Origin of the sequence: Kitasatospora purpeofusca, from assembly GCF_042691725.1 — a bacterium.
Taxonomy (GTDB): Bacteria; Actinomycetota; Actinomycetes; order Streptomycetales; family Streptomycetaceae; genus Kitasatospora; species Kitasatospora purpeofusca_B.
This window is the reverse complement of record NZ_CP170483.1, coordinates 2430220-2451628: the sequence shown is the minus strand read 5'-3', so window position 1 is coordinate 2451628 and position 21409 is coordinate 2430220. Positions and strand designations below refer to the sequence as shown.

General features: G+C 73.8%; 22 protein-coding genes. 9 read left to right on the top strand and 13 right to left on the bottom strand.

Going from position 1 to position 21409, the window contains the following annotated elements; translation table 11 throughout:
* Positions 1-2: 2 nt before the first annotated feature.
* Positions 3-437, bottom strand: a complete 435-nt coding sequence (locus tag ACFCLZ_RS10020; RefSeq protein WP_380284469.1) for a hypothetical protein — start codon at positions 435-437, stop codon at positions 3-5.
* 120 nt (positions 438-557) lie between these two features.
* On the opposite strand from ACFCLZ_RS10020, the gene ACFCLZ_RS10015 reads away from it, so the two are divergent.
* Both ACFCLZ_RS10015 and ACFCLZ_RS10010 read left to right on the top strand, forming a co-directional pair.
* Entirely contained in the window at positions 558-1088 is a 531-nt protein-coding gene (locus tag ACFCLZ_RS10015) for a VanZ family protein (protein WP_380284468.1), read from the top strand.
* Between the two features lie 114 nt (positions 1089-1202).
* A complete protein-coding gene (locus ACFCLZ_RS10010) occupies positions 1203-2423 on the top strand; it encodes a GNAT family N-acetyltransferase (protein WP_380284467.1) in 1221 nt (406 codons plus the stop codon).
* Positions 2424-2677: 254 nt separating this feature from the next.
* Here ACFCLZ_RS10010 and ACFCLZ_RS10005 read toward each other — a convergent pair whose 3' ends face one another.
* The 3 genes from ACFCLZ_RS10005 to cutA form a co-directional block, all read right to left on the bottom strand.
* Positions 2678-2863, bottom strand: a complete 186-nt coding sequence (locus ACFCLZ_RS10005) for a DUF397 domain-containing protein (protein ID WP_380284466.1) — start codon at positions 2861-2863, stop codon at positions 2678-2680.
* A 2-nt stretch (positions 2864-2865) separates the two neighbouring features.
* Complete coding sequence (locus ACFCLZ_RS10000) at positions 2866-3303, bottom strand: DUF5753 domain-containing protein (RefSeq protein WP_380284465.1); 438 nt, start codon at positions 3301-3303, stop codon at positions 2866-2868.
* A gap of 284 nt (positions 3304-3587) precedes the next feature.
* Positions 3588-3920 carry a divalent-cation tolerance protein CutA gene (gene cutA, locus ACFCLZ_RS09995; RefSeq protein WP_380284464.1) on the bottom strand — a complete coding sequence of 111 codons (333 nt, stop codon included), beginning with the start codon at positions 3918-3920 and terminating at the stop codon, positions 3588-3590.
* A gap of 129 nt (positions 3921-4049) precedes the next feature.
* Here cutA and ACFCLZ_RS09990 point away from each other — a divergent pair, with 129 nt between their 5' ends.
* The 3 genes from ACFCLZ_RS09990 to ACFCLZ_RS09980 all read left to right on the top strand — a co-directional run bounded on the left by ACFCLZ_RS09990 (position 4050) and on the right by ACFCLZ_RS09980 (position 6455).
* On the top strand, positions 4050-5141 hold the full coding sequence (locus ACFCLZ_RS09990) for a restriction endonuclease (protein WP_380284463.1): 1092 nt from the start codon (positions 4050-4052) through the stop codon (positions 5139-5141).
* Between the two features lie 79 nt (positions 5142-5220).
* Complete coding sequence (locus tag ACFCLZ_RS09985; protein WP_380284462.1) at positions 5221-5538, top strand: DUF6191 domain-containing protein; 318 nt, start codon at positions 5221-5223, stop codon at positions 5536-5538.
* A 50-nt stretch (positions 5539-5588) separates the two neighbouring features.
* Positions 5589-6455, top strand: coding sequence for a hypothetical protein (locus ACFCLZ_RS09980; RefSeq protein WP_380284461.1), 867 nt, complete (start codon positions 5589-5591; stop codon positions 6453-6455).
* A gap of 135 nt (positions 6456-6590) precedes the next feature.
* Here the strand turns inward: ACFCLZ_RS09980 and ACFCLZ_RS09975 are convergent, their stop codons facing one another.
* Positions 6591-8123 (bottom strand): carbohydrate binding domain-containing protein, encoded by a 1533-nt coding sequence (locus ACFCLZ_RS09975; RefSeq protein WP_380284460.1) that lies wholly within the window; start codon positions 8121-8123, stop codon positions 6591-6593.
* Between the two features lie 484 nt (positions 8124-8607).
* Here ACFCLZ_RS09975 and ACFCLZ_RS09970 point away from each other — a divergent pair, with 484 nt between their 5' ends.
* Complete coding sequence (locus tag ACFCLZ_RS09970) at positions 8608-9564, top strand: aldo/keto reductase (RefSeq protein WP_380284459.1); 957 nt, start codon at positions 8608-8610, stop codon at positions 9562-9564.
* An 8-nt stretch (positions 9565-9572) separates the two neighbouring features.
* Here the strand turns inward: ACFCLZ_RS09970 and ACFCLZ_RS09965 are convergent, their stop codons facing one another.
* The 3 genes from ACFCLZ_RS09965 to ACFCLZ_RS09955 all read right to left on the bottom strand — a co-directional run bounded on the left by ACFCLZ_RS09965 (position 9573) and on the right by ACFCLZ_RS09955 (position 12712).
* Complete coding sequence (locus ACFCLZ_RS09965; RefSeq protein ID WP_380284458.1) at positions 9573-10232, bottom strand: GNAT family N-acetyltransferase; 660 nt, start codon at positions 10230-10232, stop codon at positions 9573-9575.
* A gap of 74 nt (positions 10233-10306) precedes the next feature.
* Positions 10307-10996, bottom strand: coding sequence for a nitroreductase family protein (locus tag ACFCLZ_RS09960; protein WP_380284457.1), 690 nt, complete (start codon positions 10994-10996; stop codon positions 10307-10309).
* Between the two features lie 78 nt (positions 10997-11074).
* Complete coding sequence (locus ACFCLZ_RS09955) at positions 11075-12712, bottom strand: ABC-F family ATP-binding cassette domain-containing protein (RefSeq protein ID WP_380284456.1); 1638 nt, start codon at positions 12710-12712, stop codon at positions 11075-11077.
* A gap of 374 nt (positions 12713-13086) precedes the next feature.
* Between ACFCLZ_RS09955 and ACFCLZ_RS09950 the strand changes: the two genes are divergently transcribed.
* The gene (locus ACFCLZ_RS09950) at positions 13087-14694 is read left to right on the top strand and encodes an ABC-F family ATP-binding cassette domain-containing protein (RefSeq protein WP_380284455.1); all 1608 of its coding nucleotides are present in this window, start codon (positions 13087-13089) and stop codon (positions 14692-14694) included.
* 3 nt (positions 14695-14697) lie between these two features.
* Here the strand turns inward: ACFCLZ_RS09950 and ACFCLZ_RS09945 are convergent, their stop codons facing one another.
* On the bottom strand, positions 14698-16155 hold the full coding sequence (locus ACFCLZ_RS09945; RefSeq protein ID WP_380284454.1) for a S41 family peptidase: 1458 nt from the start codon (positions 16153-16155) through the stop codon (positions 14698-14700).
* 237 nt (positions 16156-16392) lie between these two features.
* Between ACFCLZ_RS09945 and ACFCLZ_RS09940 the strand changes: the two genes are divergently transcribed.
* Positions 16393-16605 (top strand): hypothetical protein, encoded by a 213-nt coding sequence (locus ACFCLZ_RS09940; RefSeq protein ID WP_344322900.1) that lies wholly within the window; start codon positions 16393-16395, stop codon positions 16603-16605.
* 42 nt (positions 16606-16647) lie between these two features.
* The gene (locus tag ACFCLZ_RS09935; protein ID WP_380286130.1) at positions 16648-17019 is read left to right on the top strand and encodes a toxin Doc; all 372 of its coding nucleotides are present in this window, start codon (positions 16648-16650) and stop codon (positions 17017-17019) included.
* Between the two features lie 114 nt (positions 17020-17133).
* On the opposite strand, the gene ACFCLZ_RS09930 is transcribed toward ACFCLZ_RS09935, so the two are convergent.
* The 4 genes from ACFCLZ_RS09930 to ACFCLZ_RS09915 form a co-directional block, all read right to left on the bottom strand.
* Positions 17134-17850: a response regulator gene (locus ACFCLZ_RS09930; protein WP_380284453.1), complete on the bottom strand. Its 717-nt coding sequence runs from the start codon at positions 17848-17850 to the stop codon at positions 17134-17136.
* Complete coding sequence (locus ACFCLZ_RS09925) at positions 17847-19145, bottom strand: sensor histidine kinase (RefSeq protein WP_380284452.1); 1299 nt, start codon at positions 19143-19145, stop codon at positions 17847-17849. The genes ACFCLZ_RS09930 and ACFCLZ_RS09925 overlap by 4 nt, the downstream gene beginning before the upstream one ends.
* A complete protein-coding gene (locus tag ACFCLZ_RS09920) occupies positions 19142-20248 on the bottom strand; it encodes a hypothetical protein (RefSeq protein ID WP_380284451.1) in 1107 nt (368 codons plus the stop codon). Before ACFCLZ_RS09920 ends, ACFCLZ_RS09925 begins: the two co-directional genes overlap by 4 nt.
* Positions 20249-20362: 114 nt before the next feature.
* A complete protein-coding gene (locus ACFCLZ_RS09915) occupies positions 20363-21403 on the bottom strand; it encodes a hypothetical protein (RefSeq protein WP_380284450.1) in 1041 nt (346 codons plus the stop codon).
* Positions 21404-21409: the final 6 nt, after the last annotated feature.

Genomic DNA, 21409 nt, shown 5'->3' with positions numbered 1-21409 from the left:
GGTCAGCTCCAGTCGGCGACGAGGATCGCGCCCATCACCCCGCCGGCGGCGTTGTAGAGGACGAGCATCCGGCCCGGTTCGTTCGGCCCGGCCCACTTCAGGTAGGCGCGGATGATGGTGCGGGTCCGGTCGTCGACGTTGTCGGGGAAGTCGGTGGCCAGGTAGGTGTTGACGTGGTCGTCCTGCTTCACGGCACGGTTGAGCCTCGTGACGTGGCCCAGGACGGCCGCCCGCTCCTCCGCGGTGCCGTGCTGCTCGACGTACCGGGTGAAGGCGGCGGAGCTGTCCTCGGCTCCGGGCGCGGAGGGCATGACGGAGGGCGCGTAGGCGGACCCCGGCTTACCGGGCTTCGGCGCGTTGTCGGTCGGCCGGAAGGCGACGGCGATCAGCACGGTGGCCGCAACGGCCACGGCGATCGCGAGCGCACGGGACTTCATCGGATGACCCCCCTCGGTCGGACTGCCAACCGACTCTAACAGGGCGCCAGTTCGAGTGCCGGTCGGGGACGGACCCCGCCCGGGAGAACCGCGCGGGCGCCGAGCGGCGTCCGTGCGGGCGTGATCAAAACCGTGTTGAACGGGCTGCCGATGTTCTGGCCCGGACTGCTCGCCTCCCTCGTCCCGGCGGCACTGCTGAACCGTCCGGTCGGGCGGCTGCTGCGCGCGCACTGGGCGGTCGGCTTCGTCCTGCTGCTCGCCCTCGGCGGCGTGTTCACGCTGACCCTCCTGCCGGCGCACCCGCGCCCGTTCTGGCAGGACCTCTCCTGGTCGGGCATCGTGCGCCACTGCACGCTCGACGTCATCGGCGTACGGCCGCCGGGGGAGTGGTTCGCCTCCCGTCAGGCCGACCTGGCGCTCCTGATGTTCGCCCCGGTCGGCCTGGCCGCCGCCCTGGCCGGGTCCCGGCGCCGCGCCGCCGCCGTCCTCGTGGCCGGCGTCCTCCTCCCCGTCGCCCTGGAGGCCGCCCAGTACGCGCTCCCCGCCCTCGGCCGCGCCTGCGACGCCCAGGACGTTCTCGACTCCCTCCTCGGCCTCGCCCTCGGCGCGCTCCTCGGCCTCCTGACCCGCCCCGCCCTGCGCTACGCGTGAGGAGGGCCGAGGCGGGGACGGGCAGAAAACCCCTTGACCGGGCCGCCCGGGGGCGTTGCACTGAGCCGGGCACCACGCGCCGTGGTGCCGTGACCAGGGGAGGCCGTTGTACCCATGGAGATCCGTTCCACCACCGAGCAGGACCACGACGTCTTCGTCGACACCCTCCTGACCCCGTTCGGGCTCGTCCGGGACACAACGGCCGAGGACGGCGGCGGGGCCTGGTGGTCGGCCCTGGAGATGGACCGGGGCGTGATGGCGGTGGCGGACGACGGGCGGCCGATCGGCACGGCCGCCTCGTACTCCTTCGAACTCACCCTGCCCGGTGACACCGTCGTCCCGGTCGCCGGGGTGACCGCCGTCGGTGTGCTGCCCACGCACCGGCGCCGGGGCGTGCTCACCGCGATGATGCGGTACCAGCTCGAGGAGCTGCGGGAGCGCGGGGAGTTCCTCTCGGTGCTGCTGGCCTCCGAGGCCGTGATCTACCGCCGGTTCGGCTACGGCCCGGCGACGTACACCCGGCGGCTGACGGTGCCGCGCCACCGCTCGGCCCTCGCCGCCCCGCGGGCGGGCGGAGCGGACACCGGGACGGTCGAGGTGCTGCGGCGGGCCGAGTGCGTCGACCTCATGGAGGAGGTCTACGACCGGTACCGGCGGACGCAGCCCGGCGCGGTGTCGCGCCCGCACCGCTGGTGGGCCCTGCGAGCGGGACAGCCGCCGATCGCCCCGGCGCCGCGCTACGTCGCCGTCCACCGCGACGCCGACGGCGTGCCGGACGGGTATGCGAGCTACTCGCGGGGTGACTACGACCCCGTGACCAAGACGGTCGTCCTGACCGTGGACGAGACCATAGCCGTCGACGACGCCGCGTTCACGGCCCTGGCCCGGTTCGTGCTTGAGCACGACCTGGTGACCCAGATCGTGTTCAAGCACCTCCCGACCGAGCACCCGCTGCGCTGGCAGCTCGCGGACTTCCGCGCGGGCGAGGTGGGCGGAGAGACGGACTGGCTCTGGGTGCGCCTGCTGGACGTCCCGCGCGCACTGACCGCGCGCGGCTGGTTCGCGGACGGCGAGCTCGTCCTCGACGTCGAGGACCGCTTCCTCGGCGAGCACAACCGCTACCTGCTGACCGTCCGCGACGGCAAGGCCGAGTGCGTCACCACGGACCGCGACCCGGACCTGTCGCTCGACGTCAGCGACCTGGGCTCGATCTACCTCGGCGGCACCACCCCGAGCACCCTGGTCCGCGCCGGCCACATCCGCGCCCACCACCCCGCCCTCGCCGACACCCTCTTCCGCACCCCCCGCGCCCCGTTCACCCTGCACTGGTTCTGACGGGACGCTCCCCGCTGGCCGCACGAGGCCGTAGTATCCCGCGCGGCACGGGCGTTGAAGGAGGCATGCGATGTCGCGGAGCGTTCCGAAGATCGATGAGCTGCTGAGGAACACGCAGGTATCAGCGGTTCACCTGGAGTTGCGCGACGGGTACATGCAGGACGACCCGGTCTTCGGTTTGCATCCCAGGACGGGGCGGTGACCGACGGCCCGCCGCTCCGGGTGCGGAGCGGCGGGCCGTGCGGGGGTGTTGTTCAGACCTCGGCGGTGGTGGCGTAGGTGGTGAAGGCCTGCCAGCTGTCGGGGGTGAAGGTGAGGTGGGGGCCGCTCTTGTCCTTGGAGTCGCGGACGAGGATGGCGGAGGTTGTCTCGGCCACCTCGACGCACTCGGTTCCCTCGTTGCCGCTGTAGCTGCTCTTGAACCATGCCAGCTCGGCCATGCTTACCGCTCTCCCGTGATCTTCTCGATCAAGGCCAGAGACTCCGACAGGTTCAGTGCCTGGGCCCTGATGCTGCTGTACCGTGCGTTCATGATACGGACCTGATCGGGGTCGGTGATGAGCCTGTTGACGTGCTGCACCTCGGCGAAGGCGATCTGTGACCGCCCCTTGGGGGTGAGGAGGATGAACGAGCCTCCCATGCCGGCGTGGTGGGTGCGTTCCATTGGCATCACCTGAATCTCAAGCCCTCGCATCTGTCCGATCTTGAGCAGATGGCGAAGTTGTTCCTCGTGAATGTCCCAGCCTCCGATGGGGCATCGGAGCGCGCTTTCGTCGATGACCCAGCTCAGCAGCGGGAGCGGTGTCCGGGCGAGGATCTCCTGCCTCGCCATGCGGGCTGCCACCCACTTGTCGACCATGTCGTCGGGAAGCGTGGACACTGTGCGTGCCTGCCGATTGCGTGGCCAGCGTATGGCTGACGCCCCAGGCTTTGTCACCTGAAGTCCGATTCCCCCTCGACAACCCCACCCCGTCGCGGGGCGCCGGAGCATCGGACTAGAGTCCGCCTTCTTGGGGTCAACTCCCTTTCATCGGAGGCGTATCAAGCGGTCTTGGTCACCGTCGCGGATCGGGCCGCGAACGCCTCGATCCACCGATGCGAGCCGGGGCGCGGGTTCGGACTCGCGCTCCCGCTCACCACCGTGCGCTGTGCGCGCACCTCCGTTCACCTCCCCGCAGTCTCCGCCCGCACCCAGTCCAGGTAGGCGGGGCTGCCGGCCACCACCGGGACGGCGATGACCTCGGGGGTGTCGTAGTCGTGCCGCTCGTTGACGAAGTCGGTCAGGGCGGCGGCCAGTTCGGTGCGGGTCTTGAAGTCGATCCGCCACTCGGCCGCGTCCTGGACCTCGCCCTCCCACCAGTAGACGGACTGGATCCGGTACACCTGCGCGCAGGCCGCGAGCCGGGCCCGTACCACGTCCGCTGCCAGCGTCCGGGCCTTCGCCTCGTCGTCGTGGGTCGTGGTCATCACGAGTAGGTCGCTGTTGTTCGTCGTCATGCCGAAAGCCTAGGCGCGGCGGTAACCTACTCACTTACCCAGCGGGGGACACACCCAAGCCGTCCTGAAGTCGCCGTTTATGACGCGTGCCTGACGATTCGTCGTCTCCGCGCGTTCGAGGGAGTACCTATGTCCCGGAGCCGCAAGCTCCACCGCCTCAGCAACCCCGACACCGCCGAGCGCCGTGCGCAGCGCATGCTGTTCCGGCACCTGCGCGACGACACCAACGCGAACCGCGGCCGGATGGCGCGACGGGTGCGCGAGCTCCAACTCCTGCTGGAGATGGACCCGATCGAGTTCGAGCGGCTGATAGCCCGGCTGATGGAGTCGATGGGCATGAGGGTCGAGCTCACGGCCCGCTCGAAGGACGGCGGGGTGGACGTCCGGGGCATCGACACCGACCCGTTCCGGGGCGGGAACGTGATCGTGCAGGTCAAGCGGTACCGGGACACGGTGACGCCGTCGGCCGTCCGGGACCTCTTCGGCACGCTGCAGCACGACCGGGAGGCCACCAAGGCCGTGCTGGTCACCACCAGCAAGTTCGGTCCCAGCTCGCACCAGTTCGTCTCGGGCAAGCCGATCACGCTGATCAACGGGTCCGAGTTGGTCGGTCTGCTGAAGCACCACGGCTTCCACGAGGTGTTCGCCCCCGCCTACGGGGAGGTCGGGGGCGATGCCGGCGCCGGGCAGCCGGCGATCGAGGTGGCCGCCGAGCCGTCCCGTCTCCTGCTGCACTGGACCGGTGAGGACGAGTACGACATCGCCGCCCTGGTCTGCCAGGGCAACCGGGCCCTCTCCGACGACCACCTCGTCTTCTACAACAACGCCTCCACGCCCGACGGTTCCGTTCGCCTGGCCACCGGCTACGAGGACGCCAACGCCTGCCTGATGGTCGACTTCGAGGCGCTCCCCGCCGAGGCGGACCGGCTGGTCGTCATCGCCGCCGCCGACACCGAGAACCACCCCGAGGCCACCATGGCCGGATTCGCCGGACCGGCGCTGATCCTGGAGGCGGGCGCCGACCAGGAGGCGGCGATCGTGCACCTGGCGGACGGCGCGGAGTCCAACATCGCGATGCGCCTCGGCCGCTTCGACCGCGACGACGCCGGGAACTGGGACTTCACCCCCGCCCTGGCCGGCTACCCGGGCGGCCTGCGGCAGGCGGTCGTCGCCTACGGCCTGGAGGTCGCGGACGAGGAACCGGTGGCGGCGGGGGCGTAGCCGACGGTGCGCACAGGAAGTCGGCGGGCCCGACTTCCTGTGCGGAACGATCGCGTGCGGACCGGTCGTTGGCCCGGGCATGGTGGTGGTGACGGTGGTTCTGGTGGCGGCGGCGCTGGTGACCGCGCTGTTCGTGGTGGCGGCGCTGCGCAGTGGACGGCGGGGGAGGCGGTCGCGGGGCGGGACGGTGGCGGGCGGGCTCGGGATGACGGCGGTCGAGGAGCTGCACGCGCTGTTCAACGCCAACAAGCGCGTCCAGATCGAGCAGCGCCAGGCCCAGTTGGTCCTGCGCGACGACGAGCACGCCGGCGCTCCGCCCGGGGCCGGCGTCGACCTGGACGGGGGCGTCGCGGTGGTGCGGCGCCGGGAGGAAACGGTTCGACTACGGACCAGTTGATGTGTCAGGATGCGCCCTGTCTCTTTGCTCGACCGGGGGTTCTTCTGATCATGCGTCGTTCCACCGTTCTCTCCGTCGCCGTCGTGGCGGTCTCCCTCCTCGGCCTGACGGGCTGTGACGACGCGACGCCGGCCGCGTCCTCGACCCCGCCCGCGACGGCCGCCAGTACGTCCGGGGCGGTGCCGACCGACGCCCCCACGCAGACGCCCACGCTCACCCCCACACCCACGGCGACCCCCACACCCACGGCGACCCCCACACCCACGGCGACCCCCACACCCACCGCTGCCCCTGCCGCCACGACGGAGGGCGGGGCGATAGACCCGGAGAAGGCGCTCGCGCTGGCGGAGCGGACGCCGTACGCGGCCACCCAGGACTTCACGACGGAGGGCGGTGCGATCGGCGCCGTCACCAAGGCCCGGGTGAACCTCAACGGGCCCGTCCGCTCCGGCCGGATCACCGAGTCCATGAGCGCGGGCGGCAGCGACCTCGTCGGCGGCGGCAGCGACAGCGGCCCGAGCACCATCGTGACCGACGACGGCACCACCTACATCAAGAGCGGCAGTAGCTGGCGCACCTCCCCGCTGGGCGACCGGATCCCCGACTACCACGGCTACGCCAAGGCACTGCTGGACCTCGGCAGGTCCGCCCGCAAGGGGATGGAGGACTGCGAGGGCACCCCGTGCTTCCACCTCTCCGGCACCGTCGACCTGGAGCGGATGAAGGCGGTGGAGCCCGAGAGCTACAAGATCCTCAAGGGCAAGGGCGTGACGAGCTTCCGGCTCGACCAGTGGATCGACGCCCAGGGCCGCACCGTGCGCTACGACCGGAAGACCGAGCTGCGGGGCGTCCCGATGCGCACCCACGGCACCTTCCGCGACTTCGGCCCGGTGGAGAAGGTCACCGCCCCGGTGTAGCGGCGCGGAAGGGCGCCGGGGTCACCGGGCGGCCTCGCGGTAGTCCTCGAGGAAGACGCCGGAGACGGGGGAGCCGGCCTCGCGGGCGTCGGCGGCCCCGGGAAGGGGGCCGCCGGCGCTGTGCCCGGAGCGGGCTCAGCCGGTGTACTGGGCGAAGATCTTCGCGAACTCGTACGGCTGCTGCGGGATGTTGGTGCACTTGAAGAGGCCGCCGCCGGTGCAGGCGTTGGCGTCCCGGGTGGCGTCCCAGAAGGCCAGCGTGCCGAGGTGGTGCTGCCGGGCGAAGGCGACCAACTGCTGGGCGTCGGCCTGGTTGTAGATCTGGTGGTCGTCGTTCTCGCCGAGCATCGGGGTGACCCCGACCATGGCCCACAGCTGGGCGTCGCCCTTGGCCGGGTAGAGCGCCTTGAGCTGGCCGTACAGGGACTGCGCGGCCTGGACGGCGGCGTCGCCGTAGTCGGTGCCGGCGCGGTAGTAGTCCATCGCCATGACGTTGACGACGTCGACGTCCACGCCCGCGTCCCGGGCGGAGCGGACGACGGCGACGCCCTCGGTGGTCAGGCCCTCGGGCAGGACCGGCAGGGTGAAGGAGACCTTCAGGCCGGGGTGGGCCTTCTGCAGCTTGGCGAGGGCGGCGGAGCGGCGCTCGTTGGCGACGGTGTCGGCGATCGCGGCGCCCTCGATGTCGAAGTCGACGTAGCGCAGGTTGTAGGCGTTCACCACGGCGTCGTACTCGGCGAACAGGGAGTCGACGCTGGTGCAGGCAGCGGCGAGTTCGGTGCCACTGGCGCCGCCGAAGGAGAGCTTGACGTCGCCGCCGGCCGCGCGCAGCGCGTCGATCTGGTCCTTGGCCCAACCGGTGCGCGGGTCGTAGGCGTTGAACCAGCCGGCCTTGCAGCCGACGGCGGTGACGAAGCCCATGGTGAAGGACTTGAGGTTGCCCGACTTCGCCATCGCGGGCATCGACGGGGTGGGCCAGGCGCCCATGTCGATGTACGGGGCCACCGGGAGGGCGACGTTCGGCGCCGGGGTGGTCGGCCCACCGGTCGGCGGCGTGGTCGGTGGCGTGGTCGGCGGAGTCGTGGTGGGCGGGGTGGTGGGCGGCGGCGTGCTCGGGTTGCCGCCGGGGCCGGTGAGCGTGACGTCGTCGGCGAGGTAGGCGCCCTGCCCGTACCAGCCGTGCAGGTGGACGTTGACGCTGGTGGTGGCCGCGCCGGTGGTGAAGGTGGCGGTCAGCTGCTGCCAGCCGGAGCCGCCGGGGGTCCAGACGGCCGGGTCGGTGACGCCGCTGCCGGTCGCGCCGAGGTACACGTACTGGCCCTGGACCCAGGCGCTCAGCGTGTACGTGGTGTTGGGCTTCACCGCGACGCTCTGGCCGCACTGCGCGGTGTCGGCGCCGGAGACCTCGCCGCGCAGCGCGTACGAGCCGCCGTGCGCACCGGAGTTGACCACACTTCCGGTCGATCCGGAACAGCTCCAGGCGCCCAGTGAGCCGCTCTCGAACCCGGGGTTGCCGAGCAGGTTGCCGTCGGCGGCCCCGGCGTTCCCGGCGAGCGTGGCGAGGCCGCCGGCGGCCAGGACCACAGCGGCGGTGAGGCCGAGCAGCTTGGTGCGGGCGGCGGGGCGCCGGTGCCGGGCGGCGGTGTCGTCGTGGGGCGCGCGTGGCATGGGGGTGCCTCTCGGGGGCCAGGAGGCGCCGCCCGCCTCGCGCAGGGGGAGGTGGCGCGGGGCGGGCGGCGGCGGAGGGGTGGTCCGGTGGGGGAGGTGCGCGGTGCTGAGCATCAACCTGGACCAGACCACCTGGGCACGTCAAGGACCTTCGGCGCGTCAAAGGAACGCCGTGGCAAGGCTTACGCGGACCTTAAGGTTCCGCCGGGATCCGCGCTGAACGCCCAGCGCCCGTCGGCGATGTGACGCGCCGTCGGGAGCCGAGCCGGGCCGGCCGTGGAAGTGGGGGCGGGTGGGCGCGACGTCGTCCTCCTCCTCGGACCGGGAGGTGAAGCCACGGGAACCGTTGCCCGGGGGACGGCGGCGGCTCGGCCCCGGTTGCCCGGTTCGGCTTGACCTAGAGCGCACTCCAAGGGGGAGGCTGTTCCCGTTGATCCGGTCGCGGTCGGCACCATGGGGACCGCCACACGTGAGGAGTACCGTCATGCGCAACGCCACGCTCGGCAGCGAGGGCCCCGAGGTCGGGGTCGTCGGCCTCGGCTGCATGGGGATGACCTGGGCCTACGACGTCCACAACCGTGACGACGACAACTCGGTGCGGGTGATCCGGCAGGCGCTGGACCTCGGTGTCACGCTGATCGACACCTCCGACATCTACGGGCCGTACAGCAACGAGGAGGTGGTCGGCGCCGCGCTGGCCGGGCCGCACCGGGAGCGCGCGGTGCTCGCCACCAAGGTGGGCCTGGTGCCGGGCAACGCCGAGGAGCGGGTGCTGCGCAACGGGCGGCCCGAGCACATCCGGCGGGCGATCGACGACAGCCTGCGCCGGCTCGGCACCGACCACGTCGACCTGTACCAGCTGCACCGGATCGACCCGGAGGTGCCGGTCGAGGAGTCCTGGGGCGCGCTCGCCGAGGCGGTCGCGGCCGGCAAGGCGCGGCGGATCGGACTCTCCGAGGTGGACGTCGCGGAGATCAGGCGCGCGCAGGCCGTCCACCCGGTGGCCTCGGTGCAGAACGAGCTGTCGCTCTGGACCCGGGACTCGCTCGCCGAGGTGCTGCCGTACACCGAGGAGCAGGGGATCGCGTTCCTGCCGTTCTCCCCGCTCGGCCGCGGCTTCCTGACCGGCGGCATCGCGTCCTTCGACGAGCTGCCGGCGGACGACTTCCGCCGCGGGCTCCCGCGCTTCCAGCAGGAGGCGCTGAAGGCCAACCTGGCCCTGGTGGAGCGGGTGCGGGCGGTCGCGGCGCGGCACGGCGCGACGCCCGCGCAGGTGGCGCTCGCCTGGGTGCTGGCGCAGGGGCGGTACGTGCTGCCGATCCCGGGGACCAGGACGCCGAAGTACCTGGAGGAGAACGCGGCGGCGGCCGACCTGGTGCTCTCGCCGGCGGACCTCGCCGAGCTGGACGCGCTGCCGGCGGCGGCCGGCGAGCGGTACTGAGCGGGGGCTCAGTGGCGGCCCGGGCGCTGTTCCCGGATCCAGATCTGCTTGCGCCCGGTCTCGCCCGGCGCCCGCACCGGCGCGTCGACCACCCGGTCGAGCCGGCAGCCGAGCCGGCGGGCCACCGCGCCGCTGGCGGTGTTGGCCGGGTCGCAGTGGATCTCGATCCGGTGGATCCCGGGCAGGGCGAGCGCGGCCGCGGCGAGTGACCGGGCGGCGGCGGTGGCGATGCCGCGGCGCGCGTGCTCGGCGCTCACCCAGTAGCCGATCTCCAGGGCGCCCGGGCCGATCCGGCCGTGCAGGCCGAACGAGCCGATCACCCGGCCCGGTTCGGCGTCCAGGCCGACCAGGTAGATGAAGTCGGTGCCGGCGTCCCAGGCGGCGACACCGGCCGCGGTGAGCTCGGCGGTCCGGGCGGGGGTGGGTGCCTCGGCGGCCCACTCCAGCCAGGGGCGCAGGTGGTCCAGGTTGGCCCGGACGGCGGCGTTGAGCGCGGGCGCCTGGGCCGGGGAGCGCCGCCGCAGGGTGATCCCCTCGGCCGGCCGCAGCAGTTCGGGCGGCCGGCCGGGGGTGGGCGCACCGGGCGCGGGCACGGGCACGGGCGCACCGGACGCGGGCGCACCGGACGCGGGCGCGTTCCCGCGCGGCGGCGGCATGACGTGATTCATGACAGCGATTATGTCGGCGTCCTGTACCTGTCACCACCGCCCGCCGCCGCGCGCCGGGACCGTCCGGGGGCGCGTCAGAGCCGGACGAGCACCTCGTCGAGATCCTTGCGCCGCAGGTCCGGCACGCGCGCCCCCTCGGCGGGGTAGCCCACCGGGATGACGTAGGCGGCCCGTTCCTCCTGCGGCCGTTCGCACACCTCGTTGAGGAACTTCATCGGACTCGGCGTGTGGGTGAGCGTGGCCAGGCCCGCCTGGTGCAGCGAGGCGAGCAGCAGGCCGACCGCGATGCCCACCGACTCCTTGGTGTAGTACGGGCGCGGCGAGGCGGGGCCCTTGTGCACCTCGAAGACGACGATCACGGCCGGCGCGTCCTCCAGGAAGGGCTTGTGCCAGTCGGTGCCGATCGGCGCCAGCGCGGCCAGCCACTCCGCGGAGGCCCGGTGCGCGTAGAACTCCCGCTCCTCGGCCTCGGCGGCCTCCCGCAGCCGGCGCTTGCGCTCCGGATCGGTGATCACCACGAACCGCCAGGGCTGGACGTGCGCGCCGCTCGGCGCGGTGTTGGCGGTGCGGACCGCCCACTCGACGACACCGTCCGGGATCGGCCGGGTCGAGTAGTCGCGGACGGTCCGGCGCCGCGCCATCACGTCGTGGAAGGACCTGCTGCGCGCCTCGGCCTCGTGGGCGGGCACGGTCATGGGGGTGAGCGGGACGGTCGGGTAGGACGCGCCTGCCACCGCGCTGTCGAGCGCTGTGCTGTCAACCATGGGCGACAGCACAGCACATGACGGCGGGCCGGGGAAGAGGTCTGGACCTCCTCTCCCGGCCCGCGGCCCGGCCCTCGGCTACAGCTCGCGGACCGTGCCGCCGCCGACCTCGATCCGCCGGTTCACCGCGACGGTGTCCAGCATCCGCCGGTCGTGGGTGACCAGCAGCAGCGTGCCGTTGTACGAGCCCAGCGCCGACTCCAACTGCTCGATCGCGGGCAGGTCCAGGTGGTTGGTGGGCTCGTCGAGCACCAGCAGGTTCACCCCGCGCGCCTGGAGCAGCGCCAGCGCCGCCCTGGTCCGCTCGCCGGGGGAGAGGGTGCCCGCCGGGCGCAGCACGTGCGCCGCCTTCAGGCCGAACTTGGCCAGCAGGGTGCGCACCTCCTCCGGCGCGGCCTCCGGGACGGCGGCGGCGAACGCCTCCAGCAGCGGCTCCCCGCCGAGGAACAGCCCGCGGGCCTGGTCCACCTCGCCGACCACCACGCCGGAGCCCAGCACGGCGCTGCCCGCGTCGAGGTCGAGCCGGCCCAGCAGGGCGGCCAGCAGGGTGGACTTGCCCGCGCCGTTGGCGCCGGTGATGGCCACCCGGTCCGCCCAGTCGATCTGCAGGTCCACCGGGCCGAGCGTGAAGTCGCCGCGCCGGGCGGTGGCCCCGCGCAGGGTGGCGACCACGGCACCGGAGCGCGGCGCGGTGGCGATCTCCATCCGCAGTTCCCACTCCTTGCGCGGCTCCTCGACCACGTCCAGCCGCTCGATCATCCGCTGCGTCTGGCGGGCCTTGGCGGCCTGCTTCTCGGTGGACTCGGTGCGCATCGCGCGCCCGATCTTGTCGTTGTCACTCGACTTGCGGCGGGCGTTGCGGACGCCGTTCTCCATCCAGCCGCGCTGCATCCGGGCCCGGGCCTCCAGGCCCGCCTTGGTGTCGGCGTACTCCTCGTACTCCTCGCGGGCGTGCCGGCGGGCGGTGGCGCGCTCCTCCAGGTACGCCTCGTAGCCGCCGCCGTAGAGGTTGATCTGCTGCTGGTGCAGGTCCAGCTCCAGCACCTTGGTGACGGTGCGGGCCAGGAACTCGCGGTCGTGGCTGATCACCACGGTGCCCGTGCGCAGGCCCTTGACGAAGGCCTCCAGCCGCTCCAGGCCGTCCAGGTCGAGGTCGTTGGTGGGTTCGTCGAGCAGGAAGACGTCGTAGCGGGAGAGCAGCAGCGAGGCCAGGCCGGCCCGGGCCGCCTGCCCGCCGGACAGGGCCGTCATCGGCAGGTCCAGGGAGACCTTGAGGCCGAGCGAGTCGGCGACCTCCTCGGCCCGCTCCTCCAGGTCGGCGCCGCCGAGGTCCAGCCAGCGGTCCAGGTTCGTGGCGTAGGCGTCGTCGGCGCCGGGCACGCCGTCCACCAGGCCCTGGGTGGCCTCGTCCAGCGCGGCCTGCGCGGCGGCCACCCCGGTGCGGCGGGCCAGGAAGTCGCGGACCGACTCCTCCGGCCGGCGCTCCGGCTCCTGCGGGAGGTGGCCGACGTTGGCGGTGGCCGGGCTGAGCCGCACCGAACCGCCCTCCGGGGCGTCCAGGCCGGCCAGCAGGCGCAGCAGGGTGGACTTCCCGGCCCCGTTCACGCCGACCAGGCCGATCACGTCGCCGGGGGCGACGACCAGGTCCAGGCCGGAGAAGAGGGTGCGCTCGCCGTGGCCGGCGGCGAGTTCCTTGACGACGAGTGTGGCGCTCATGATGACCCGATTCTAGGCGGCCGGGCACGGACACCGCCGGGGGCGGTGATCGGCACCGGAAAAACCGGTTGCACGCCCCCCGGGGGCCTCCGTAGCGTGATGCCTGCCACCCGCCAGAACAGGAGCACGCCGTTGATCTACTGAGGTCCCGAGACACCGCCCCCGCCGTGCCGCAGCCCTGTCGCCAGCCTTGTTGCCGACCGGTTCGCTGCCCGCGGTCCGTGAGTGTGCGCGTGCCCGACCTCAGTGGTGTGCCGGCCCGGCGACCCTTGTCGCTCTGACGACCCCGGCCCTCCCCTCCCGGTCCCCGCCCGCACCGCGGTGTCTCCCCGTGTTGCTCCACGACCACGTCGGCGACCTTCGGGAGGCTCTCCATGGCACAACCCACCACCTCGCTCCTCTGCACCGACCTCTCCTTCGAGTGGCCGGACGGCAGGCCCGTCCTCGACGGCTTCCACCTCGCCGTCGGCCCCGGCCGCACCGGGCTGATCGGGCTCAACGGCGCGGGCAAGTCCACCCTGCTGCGCCTGCTGGCGGGCGAACTCACCCCCACCTCCGGCGCCGTCAAGGCGGCCGGCGAGATCGGCTACCTGCCGCAGGGCCTCACCCTGGACACCGGCCTGCGGGTCGACGAGGCGCTCGGCGTCCGGGCCGCCCGCGAGGCCCTGCACGCCATCGAGACCGGCTCCACCGACCAGCGCCACTTCGACGCGGTCGGCGACGACTGGGACGTCGAGGAGCGCGCCCGCGCCCTGCTCGACCGGCTCGGCCTGCACCGGCTCGGGCTCGACCGCACCACCGGCGAACTCTCCGGCGGCGAGGCCGTCCTGCTGCGGCTGGCCACCCTGCTGCTGCGCCGCCCCGACGTCCTGCTGCTCGACGAGCCGACCAACAACCTCGACCGCTCCGCCCGGCAGCGGCTCTACGAGACGGTGGCCGGCTGGGGCGGCGTGATGGTGGTCGTCAGCCACGACCGCGAGCTGCTCCAGCACGTCGACCAGATCGCCGAACTGAGGGACGGTCAGGTCACCTGGTACGGCGGCGACTTCACCGAGTACGAGCGCACCGTCGCCGCCCAGCAGGAGACCGCCGAGCGGCTGCTGCGCAACGCCGAGGCCGACGTCCACCGCCAGAAGCGGGACCTGTCCGAGGCCCGGATGCGGCTGGAGCGCAGCGCCGGCTACGGCAGGAAGCGCGCGGTCACCCGCAACGACCCGCACATCTTCGCCGGCAAGCTCAAACGCCAGGGCCAGGAGACCGCCGGCCGGCTCCAGGGCATGCACACCGAGCGCCTGGAGGAGGCCAAACGCAAGCTGACCGCCGCCGAGGAGGCCGTCCGGGACGACGCCGAGATCCGGATCGACCTGCCCCGCACCGCCGTGCCGGCCGGGCGCACCGTGCTGACCCTGGACAAGGTCCGGCTGCCGCACGGCATCACCGCCGACCTCGACCTGCGCGGGCCCGAGCGGATCGCCCTGGTCGGCCGCAACGGCGCGGGCAAGTCCACCCTGCTGCGCACCATCGCCGGCGAACTGGCCCCGGTGGCGGGCGAGGTGATCACCCCGGTGCCGCTGCGCCACCTCCCGCAGCGGCTCGACCTGCTCGACGAGAAGCTGACCGTCGTGGGCAACGTCAAGCTGTTCGCGCCGAGCGCGGGGGACAACGCGATCCGGGCGCGGCTGGCCCGGTTCCTGTTCCGCGGCGGGCGGGCCGACCAGCCGGCCGGCACGCTCTCGGGCGGCGAGCGGTTCCGCGCCACCCTGGCCGCGCTGCTGCTGGCCGACCCGCCGCCGCAGCTGCTGCTGCTCGACGAGCCGACCAACAACCTCGACCTGGCCAGCGTCCGCCAGCTCACCCAGGCGCTCGCCGCCTACCAGGGCGCACTGATCGTCGCCAGCCACGACCTGCCGTTCCTGCGCGGCCTGGGCGTCACCCGCTGGCTGGAGCTGGACGGCGAGCTGAGGGCGGTGGACCCGATGTGACGCTCAGCGGCCGGCCCCGGCGGCGAGCAGCCGCCGGGCCTCGGTCAGCGCGGAGTCCTTCAGGGCAGCCAGCTCCTCCGGGGTGAAGACCGGGGTGCGGACGTCCGGCGGGATGCCCGGGCCGTCGAAGGTGCTGCCGGTCGGGGTGCGGAACTCCTCGTTCGGCAGGCCGACGATCAGGTCGGCGGAGACCGGCTTGATCATGATGTCGGAGAACACGCCCTGGGTGTTCTCGCCGATCCGGACCGTCGTCGGGCGCCGTTGCATCATCGCCTGGGTGAAGGTCTCGCCCGCGCTCACGGTCGAGCCCGCGGTGAGCAGGGCGACCGGACCGGTGTAGTGGGTGGCCCCGGCGGCGGGGCGGACGGTGACCGGCTGCGGCCGGGTGAAGGCGGTCGGGTCGGCCGGGTCGTTGCGGGCCGCCTTGCGGTAGGCGAGGAAGGGCCGGTCGGTGAGCCGGGAGGCGATCCGCAGCCCCAGCTCGTCCGAGCCGCCGCCGTTCAGCCGCAGGTCGATCACCAGCCCGCTCAGCCGGTCGGGGTGGGCCAGCAGGAGGTCCAGCGCCTTGTCCAGCTCGGCCGCCAGGTCCTGGTACGAGCCGTCGTCGACGTATCCGCCGAAGGCGCTCACCCGCAGGTAGCCGATGCCGCCCGGCAGTTCGCCGACGCCCAGCCGGTCACGGCCGAAGGTCCGCTCGGGGGCGAGGAGTTGGGCGGCGACCGCCCGGCCCGCCTGCTCCCGCGCCTGGTCGTCGGGCTCCTCGGTGCCCGGGCGCAGGCCCTCGAAGACGAGGCCGTAGCCGCCGTCGGCCCTCTTGCGCCCGATCACGGTGTGCGCGTCACCGAGCGGTTCCAGGAGGTCCTTGAAGATTCCCGCGAGATCGTCGGTAGTGGTCTGCGGGGTGATGGCCGCCCGCGCCTGCGCGCCCCTGGCCTGCCAGTCGATGCCCTTGGCGGCGAAGAACGGGTAGTTCTCCTCGAAGGTCGCCCAGAACCGGTCGAAGGTCGCGAGCGCGTCCTGCGGCGCCGGCTGCGTGCACCGCGCCGGCAGGCCGCCGGGCAGCCGGGACAGGTTCTTGGTCCCGGCCGAGCTGTCCTCCTTGTACACCACCCGGTCGCGCCCCCGGGGCGTGAGGGTCAGCTCTCCGTAGCCCTTGCCGGGGCGGCCGTAGCGAACGGCGCCGCCGGGCCCGGTCGCGCCGACCTGCGTGCCGGCCAGAAAGCCCGGGGTGCAGCTGATCCGGGTCACGTCGTAGGTGCTGAAGGTGGTCCCGTGGATCTCGACGATCGTGCCGTACCCGTCCGTCTGCCAGACGCCCTCCAGGCGGTTGGCGCCCGGCCGCTGCGCCGGGTCCCCGTCCGGTGCGGCGCCCGCCGCGCCGATCGTCCCCGCCGTGACCGCGAGCGCGACCGCCGCGATCCCCGCCGCCCTGGCCACCGACCTCCGGTGTCCGATACCCATGCCGTTCCCTGCCGTTTCCAGGTCCGGGCCTCCCCCGCGGAACCCCTCCGCCGCCCATGGGTCGACGCTACGGACCGCTCGGGCCGTCGCACGTCAGCCTGCGGAGCGGTCCGCGGCCCGACCAGGGAGGTACGCCGCGGCCCCCCGGATCCGACCGGAGGCGTACCCGCCCGCGGTCCGGTGTCCGGGTGGTCGGCTCGGTGTCCAACTCCCGTACGCTCCAGTACCATCGGCGCCATGCCAGCACTCAACATCGAGTACACGGAGCACGAACTCGCCGCCATCCGCGAGGCGGCCGCCGCCGACGGCAAGAGCGTCAAGGCCTATGTGCACGACCTGAGTGTGCGGGAGCAGCAGCGCCGGGTGTTCGTCTCCCACGCGGTGGCGTTCTGGAACGCGCACCGCGAGGAGTTCGACCGGGAGTTCCCGGAGGACGCGCCCGCCGCCTGAGCGGGGCGGGCGACCGGTGTGAGCGATGAGGGTGCCGCGATGATGCTGCTGCGGGTCGATCTGCGCTGGCTGCTCGACGTCCAGGAGCTGGCCTCGCCGGAGGACCTCAGCGTGCGGGACTACTCGGCGCTGCAGGCGGCCGTCGCCCGGCACCGGGTGAACACGGCGCAGCTCGGCCACGACGCCGATCCGGCCTGGTGCGCGGCCACCCTGATGCACACCATCGTGCTGCTGCGGCCGCTCCCGGTGCGCAACAACCTGTACGCCTGCATGACGACGGCGGCGTACATGCACGCGGCCGGGGAGGGCATCGACCCGCCGTACGGGGCGCTGGTGGAGCTGGCCCGGGCCGTCGCCGAGGGGCGGACGGACGTGTTCGCGGCGGCCGACCGGATCCGGTCCTGGCGGATCTGAAACGCGGACCCGGAACGCGGATCTGAAACGCGGATCTGAAACGCGGGACCCGGAAACGCGGACCGGGGCCGGACCGACATGCGGCCACCAGTTCCTCCCGCCCGTGGCCTCCCGTCAGCCCGGCAGTACGAACCCCGACTCGTACGCCGCGATCACCGCCTGGGTGCGGTCCCGCGCGCCCAGCTTGGCCAGCACGCCGCCGACGTGCGTCTTGACCGTCTCCTGGCTGAGCACCAGCTTCGCGGCGATCTCCGCGTTGTTGAGCCCGGCCGCCATCAGCCGCAGCACCTCGCCCTCCCGGCCGGTGAGCCGCCCGATCGGGCCCCGGTCGGGCGCGGGGCGGGAGGCGCGCGCGGCCGGCGCCGCGTGTCGCAGCGCCAGCTCGCGGACCGCCGCCGGGAACAGCAGCGAGTCGCCGCGCGCGATCAGCCGCACCGCCTGCACCATCTCCTCGGCCCGCGCCCGCTTCAGCAGGAACCCGGCCGCCCCCGCCCGCAGCGCGTCGTAGACGTGGTCGTCGTGCTCGAAGGTGGTGACCACCAGGATCCGGGGCGGTTCGGCCATCCCGGCGACCAACTGCTCGGTGGCCCGGATGCCGTCGATCCCCGGCATCCGGACGTCCATCAGCACCACGTCGGGCCGCAGCGCGCGCACCAGCGGCACCACCTCGGCGCCGTCGGCCGCCTCGCCGACCACGGTGAGGTCCGGCTCGGCGTCGATCACCACCCGCAGGCCCGTGCGCACCAGCCGCTCGTCGTCGGCGATCACCACCCGGACCGGCCCGCCGGCCGTGGCCCCCGAACCGTCCGCGACGTACCCGTTGTCGTTCACCGCTCTCCTCCCACCGGCAGCCAGACGGCCAGCCGCCACGTCGTCCCGTCGTCCGCCGGCCCGGCCTCGAAGCCGCCGCGCAGCGCCGCCGCGCGCTCGCCGATCCCGCGCAGCCCGCGCCCGCCGCCGGGCCGGCTGGGCCGCAGCGGGCCGAGCGGGTTGGTCAGTTCGATCTCCAGCCGCCCGCCGGCCGGGGCGACCCGCAGCCGGGCGGGCGCGGAGCCGGCCGGTCCGGCGTGCCGGAGCACATTGGTCAGGCCCTCCTGGACGACCCGGTAGGCCTCGCGGGAGAACGCGGCCGGCAGCCGGTCCAGGCCGGGGGCCAGCTCGGCGTCCACCGCCAGCCCGGTGCGGGCCAGTTGCCGCAGCAGGTCGTCCAGCCCGGCGAGGGTCGGTCCGGCCGGCCCGGCCGCGTCGCCGTCCTCCTCGCGGAGCAGCCCCAGCACCGCGTCCAGCTCGGCGACGGCGCCGCGCGCGGTCTCCTCGATGGCGGCCAGCGCCTCCGCCGCGAACTCCGGGTCGGAGCGCAGCACCCGGGCGGCGGCCGAGGCCTGGATGCCGACGGCGCTCAGCGCGTGGCCGACCGAGTCGTGCAGTTCACGGGCCAGCCGGTTGCGCTGGGTGAGCACGGCGGCCCGGCGTTCGGCGGTGGCCAGCCGCTCGTCCGGGGTCGGGCCGAGCAGTACGGGCGCCCACCGTGCCAGCAGCGCGCCGAGTCCGGCGCTGGTGCCGACGATCAGGGCGAGCAGCGCGGCGCCCAGCAGCGGCCCGGGCAGCCAGCCCGGCACGCCCCGGTCCTCCCAGAACCGCACCGCCTGCTCGAAGCCGGTCGGCCGGAGGATCAGCACCACCGCGAACGGCGTCCCCGCCAGCGTCATCCCGCTGACGACCCCGCCGAACAGCAGGTGCAGTACGAACCACGCCGCCGTCCGGCGCCGGGCCGCCCAGGACCGGGCCGGCCCGGTGACCACCTCCGCCGCCCGCCGGGGCGCGCACAGCGCCAGGGCCGCCGTGCCCTCCAGGGCCCGGACGGTCGGGACCAGGGCGGTGACGGCGGCCATCGGGAGCGAGGCGGCGAGCGCGGCGAAGTAGAGCAGGAGCTGCAGCAGCGAGCCCTTGCGCGGGTCCAGCGCGCCCAGGGCGACCGTCGACAGTATCCAGTACGGCATCAGCAGTGCGCCGCCGAGCACCAGGTGCACCCAGCGCAGCCGGGCCCGCCGCCCGAACAGGGCACCCGCCACCCGGCGCAGCGCGCCGCCCCGCCCGTCCCGCTCCCGACCCGCCCCCGTGATCACTTCGCCGACTCTACGTCAGCGCCCCCGGCAGGGGCGACGGTTGCCGCCGCCCACGCGGTGTCCGGGACGGCGCCCGCAGCCGCCCGCTCGACCAGCGCGACCGCGCCCACCGCCAGCACCAGCAGCCCGGTCACCACCTGCACCGCCTCCACCAGCGGCAGCAGCCCCGGCACCGCCTCGCGCGGGTCGGCGGAGGCCGTGACGGACGTCCCGAACGCCACCAACTGCCAAGCCCCCCAGGCGAACACCGAACCGGCCGCCGTCCACACCACCGCCAGCGGCCCGCGCAGCCGCCACCCCGGCCGGCGCCGGAACACCAGCACCAGCAGCGCCGCCACCGCGGCCACCGCCATCACGGCCGTCACCGCGTCCATGACCGCCACGCTCCGGCCGCGCTGCTCCTGCCACGCCACCGGCAGCCCGGCCGCCCCGCCGAACGCCCAGTACAGTCGGGCCGCCGCGACCCCGGCGGCGAGCAGCGCGGCGACGCAGGCGAAGGCCCGCTGGGTGGTCAGCGTGGGGGAGGACGGCAGGTCGCCGATCCGGTCGCGGCGCAGCAGCCCGGCCCAGCGCTCCCGCGCGTAGAGCAGGAAGCCGGTGATCAGGGCCAGCCCCTGGAGGGCGAATCCGCCGTACACCAGGGTGAACACCCAGCCGCTCGGCCCGTTGTCGGCGCCCGACGTCGCGCTGTCCTCCGGGCCGAGCACCAGGGTGGACAGCAGGATGAGCGGCAGGGCGACCAGGATGGTGCCGAGCAGGCCGGTCGCGACCCACATCGGGAAGGCCAGCAGCCCGGCGGGCGCGCGCCGCCCCCACGGCCGGACGAACGCGAGCGCCAGGACGACGGCGATGGCGTCCATGCCGAAGGTGAGCAGGTTGAGGAGCCACAGGTCGTCCATGGCGTCCGCGTCCCCGGCCCCGACCGGGTGGCCGGTGAGCCAGAGCAGCTTGAGGGTGAGGTAGGGCACGGTCGCGGCGACGGCCGTCCAGGCCGCGGCGGTCCGCACCCGGCCGACGGGCGCGGCGGCGGGCGGGGTGGCGGGCGGAGCGGTGGGCGGGGCGGTGGTCGGGGCTGTCACGGAGAGCGGGAGTGTCGAGGTCATGCCCCCACGCTCCCGCGCACCCGCCCACCCGCACGTCCTGCGGCAAACCGATCCGCCTCCCCCACAGGGGGGATCCGGTGGAGGAGGCGGCGGTCCTCGGGGAGGAGGGGGCGGCTAGGGGATGATCGGCTCGCAGCCGATCGCCTTGCCAGAGGCGGTGAGGAACTGCGTCCAGACGGCCTTGGTGTCGGGCAACAGGCGTTGGCTCTTGAGGGCCGGTGCCGGGCGCGATTCGTAGTGGAAGTACGTCCTGCGGCCCTGGCAGGTGGTCACTACGTCCTCGCTCAGGTTTCCGGTCCACGTGCTCCGGCCGAACGCCGTGGAGCGCTCCTTTTCCGGCGGGAGGTCGATCACCCGGGGCTCGGTGATGACGACGAACGACGCCACGGGCCGCCCGGTCGGCTTGTCGGTCACGTCGCAGGACCAGACCGGGGAGAAGGCCGTGGTGGCCTGCTGGCGGTACCAGTCGTCGTGGTCTGCGTCGGGCGCCTTGGTGACGGCCATGCCGGGCAGGCCGCAGAGGTTGTTCCAGTCGACCGGCTGCTCGGTGCCCGCAGGGGACAGCGACTTCGGAGCGGGTGGTGTGCCGCCGCAGTTGCGGTCCTTCGCGGCGAAGCCGGCGAACTCGACGGCGAGCCGGGCGATTCCTTCCGCGTGGTCGCCGTCCTCCCCGTCGTTGCCGGTGCCGACCGAGGCCTGGAGACCGGTGGGGCAGCCCTCCGGGAGCAGCGCCCACGCGCCGCCCGGCGTTACCGCGCCCACCGCGCCGTTCTCGGCGAAGAGCCGTGCCCCCGGGCGGGATTCGGCGCCTGTGCTCCGGCTCACGGAGAGCCCGAACGAGACGCTCTGCTCGGTGTCTCCGAACAGGCCGAAGCTCACCTTGGCGCTGCAGTACTGAGCCTGGCCGACGGCGGTGGGGGAGTAACCGCGGGACTTCTCCTCCGTGATCCGCCCCGGCCCCAGCGCGGCGTGCACGGCGTCGGCGCTCGCCGCGCCCCCGCAGACGCTGTCCGGCCCGAGAACGTTGGTGAATCTGAACAGCAGCAGCCCCGAGACCCCGGCCGTGATGGCCAGCAGCACCCCGGCCGCCCGCAGCCGCAGGGCCCGGGTGGTGTACCCGCGCCGGGTGAGCGCCGCGTCGATCCGCTCGCTCACGGGCTG

Coding starts and splice junctions, on each gene's coding strand:
- ACFCLZ_RS09935 (WP_380286130.1), top strand. CDS start 16,648: ATGCTGCTGCGGGTCGATCTGCGCTGGCTGCTCGACGTCCAGGAGCTG.
- ACFCLZ_RS10010 (WP_380284467.1), top strand. CDS start 1,203: ATGGAGATCCGTTCCACCACCGAGCAGGACCACGACGTCTTCGTCGAC.
- ACFCLZ_RS09950 (WP_380284455.1), top strand. CDS start 13,087: ATGGCACAACCCACCACCTCGCTCCTCTGCACCGACCTCTCCTTCGAG.
- ACFCLZ_RS10020 (WP_380284469.1), bottom strand. CDS start 437: ATGAAGTCCCGTGCGCTCGCGATCGCCGTGGCCGTTGCGGCCACCGTG.
- ACFCLZ_RS09945 (WP_380284454.1), bottom strand. CDS start 16,155: ATGGGTATCGGACACCGGAGGTCGGTGGCCAGGGCGGCGGGGATCGCG.
- ACFCLZ_RS10005 (WP_380284466.1), bottom strand. CDS start 2,863: ATGGCCGAGCTGGCATGGTTCAAGAGCAGCTACAGCGGCAACGAGGGA.
- ACFCLZ_RS09975 (WP_380284460.1), bottom strand. CDS start 8,123: ATGCCACGCGCGCCCCACGACGACACCGCCGCCCGGCACCGGCGCCCC.
- ACFCLZ_RS09970 (WP_380284459.1), top strand. CDS start 8,608: ATGCGCAACGCCACGCTCGGCAGCGAGGGCCCCGAGGTCGGGGTCGTC.
- ACFCLZ_RS09980 (WP_380284461.1), top strand. CDS start 5,589: ATGCGTCGTTCCACCGTTCTCTCCGTCGCCGTCGTGGCGGTCTCCCTC.
- ACFCLZ_RS09965 (WP_380284458.1), bottom strand. CDS start 10,232: ATGAATCACGTCATGCCGCCGCCGCGCGGGAACGCGCCCGCGTCCGGT.
- ACFCLZ_RS09990 (WP_380284463.1), top strand. CDS start 4,050: ATGTCCCGGAGCCGCAAGCTCCACCGCCTCAGCAACCCCGACACCGCC.
- ACFCLZ_RS09960 (WP_380284457.1), bottom strand. CDS start 10,996: ATGGTTGACAGCACAGCGCTCGACAGCGCGGTGGCAGGCGCGTCCTAC.
- ACFCLZ_RS09940 (WP_344322900.1), top strand. CDS start 16,393: ATGCCAGCACTCAACATCGAGTACACGGAGCACGAACTCGCCGCCATC.
- ACFCLZ_RS09920 (WP_380284451.1), bottom strand. CDS start 20,248: ATGACCTCGACACTCCCGCTCTCCGTGACAGCCCCGACCACCGCCCCG.
- cutA (WP_380284464.1), bottom strand. CDS start 3,920: ATGACGACGAACAACAGCGACCTACTCGTGATGACCACGACCCACGAC.
- ACFCLZ_RS09955 (WP_380284456.1), bottom strand. CDS start 12,712: ATGAGCGCCACACTCGTCGTCAAGGAACTCGCCGCCGGCCACGGCGAG.
- ACFCLZ_RS09985 (WP_380284462.1), top strand. CDS start 5,221: ATGGTGGTGGTGACGGTGGTTCTGGTGGCGGCGGCGCTGGTGACCGCG.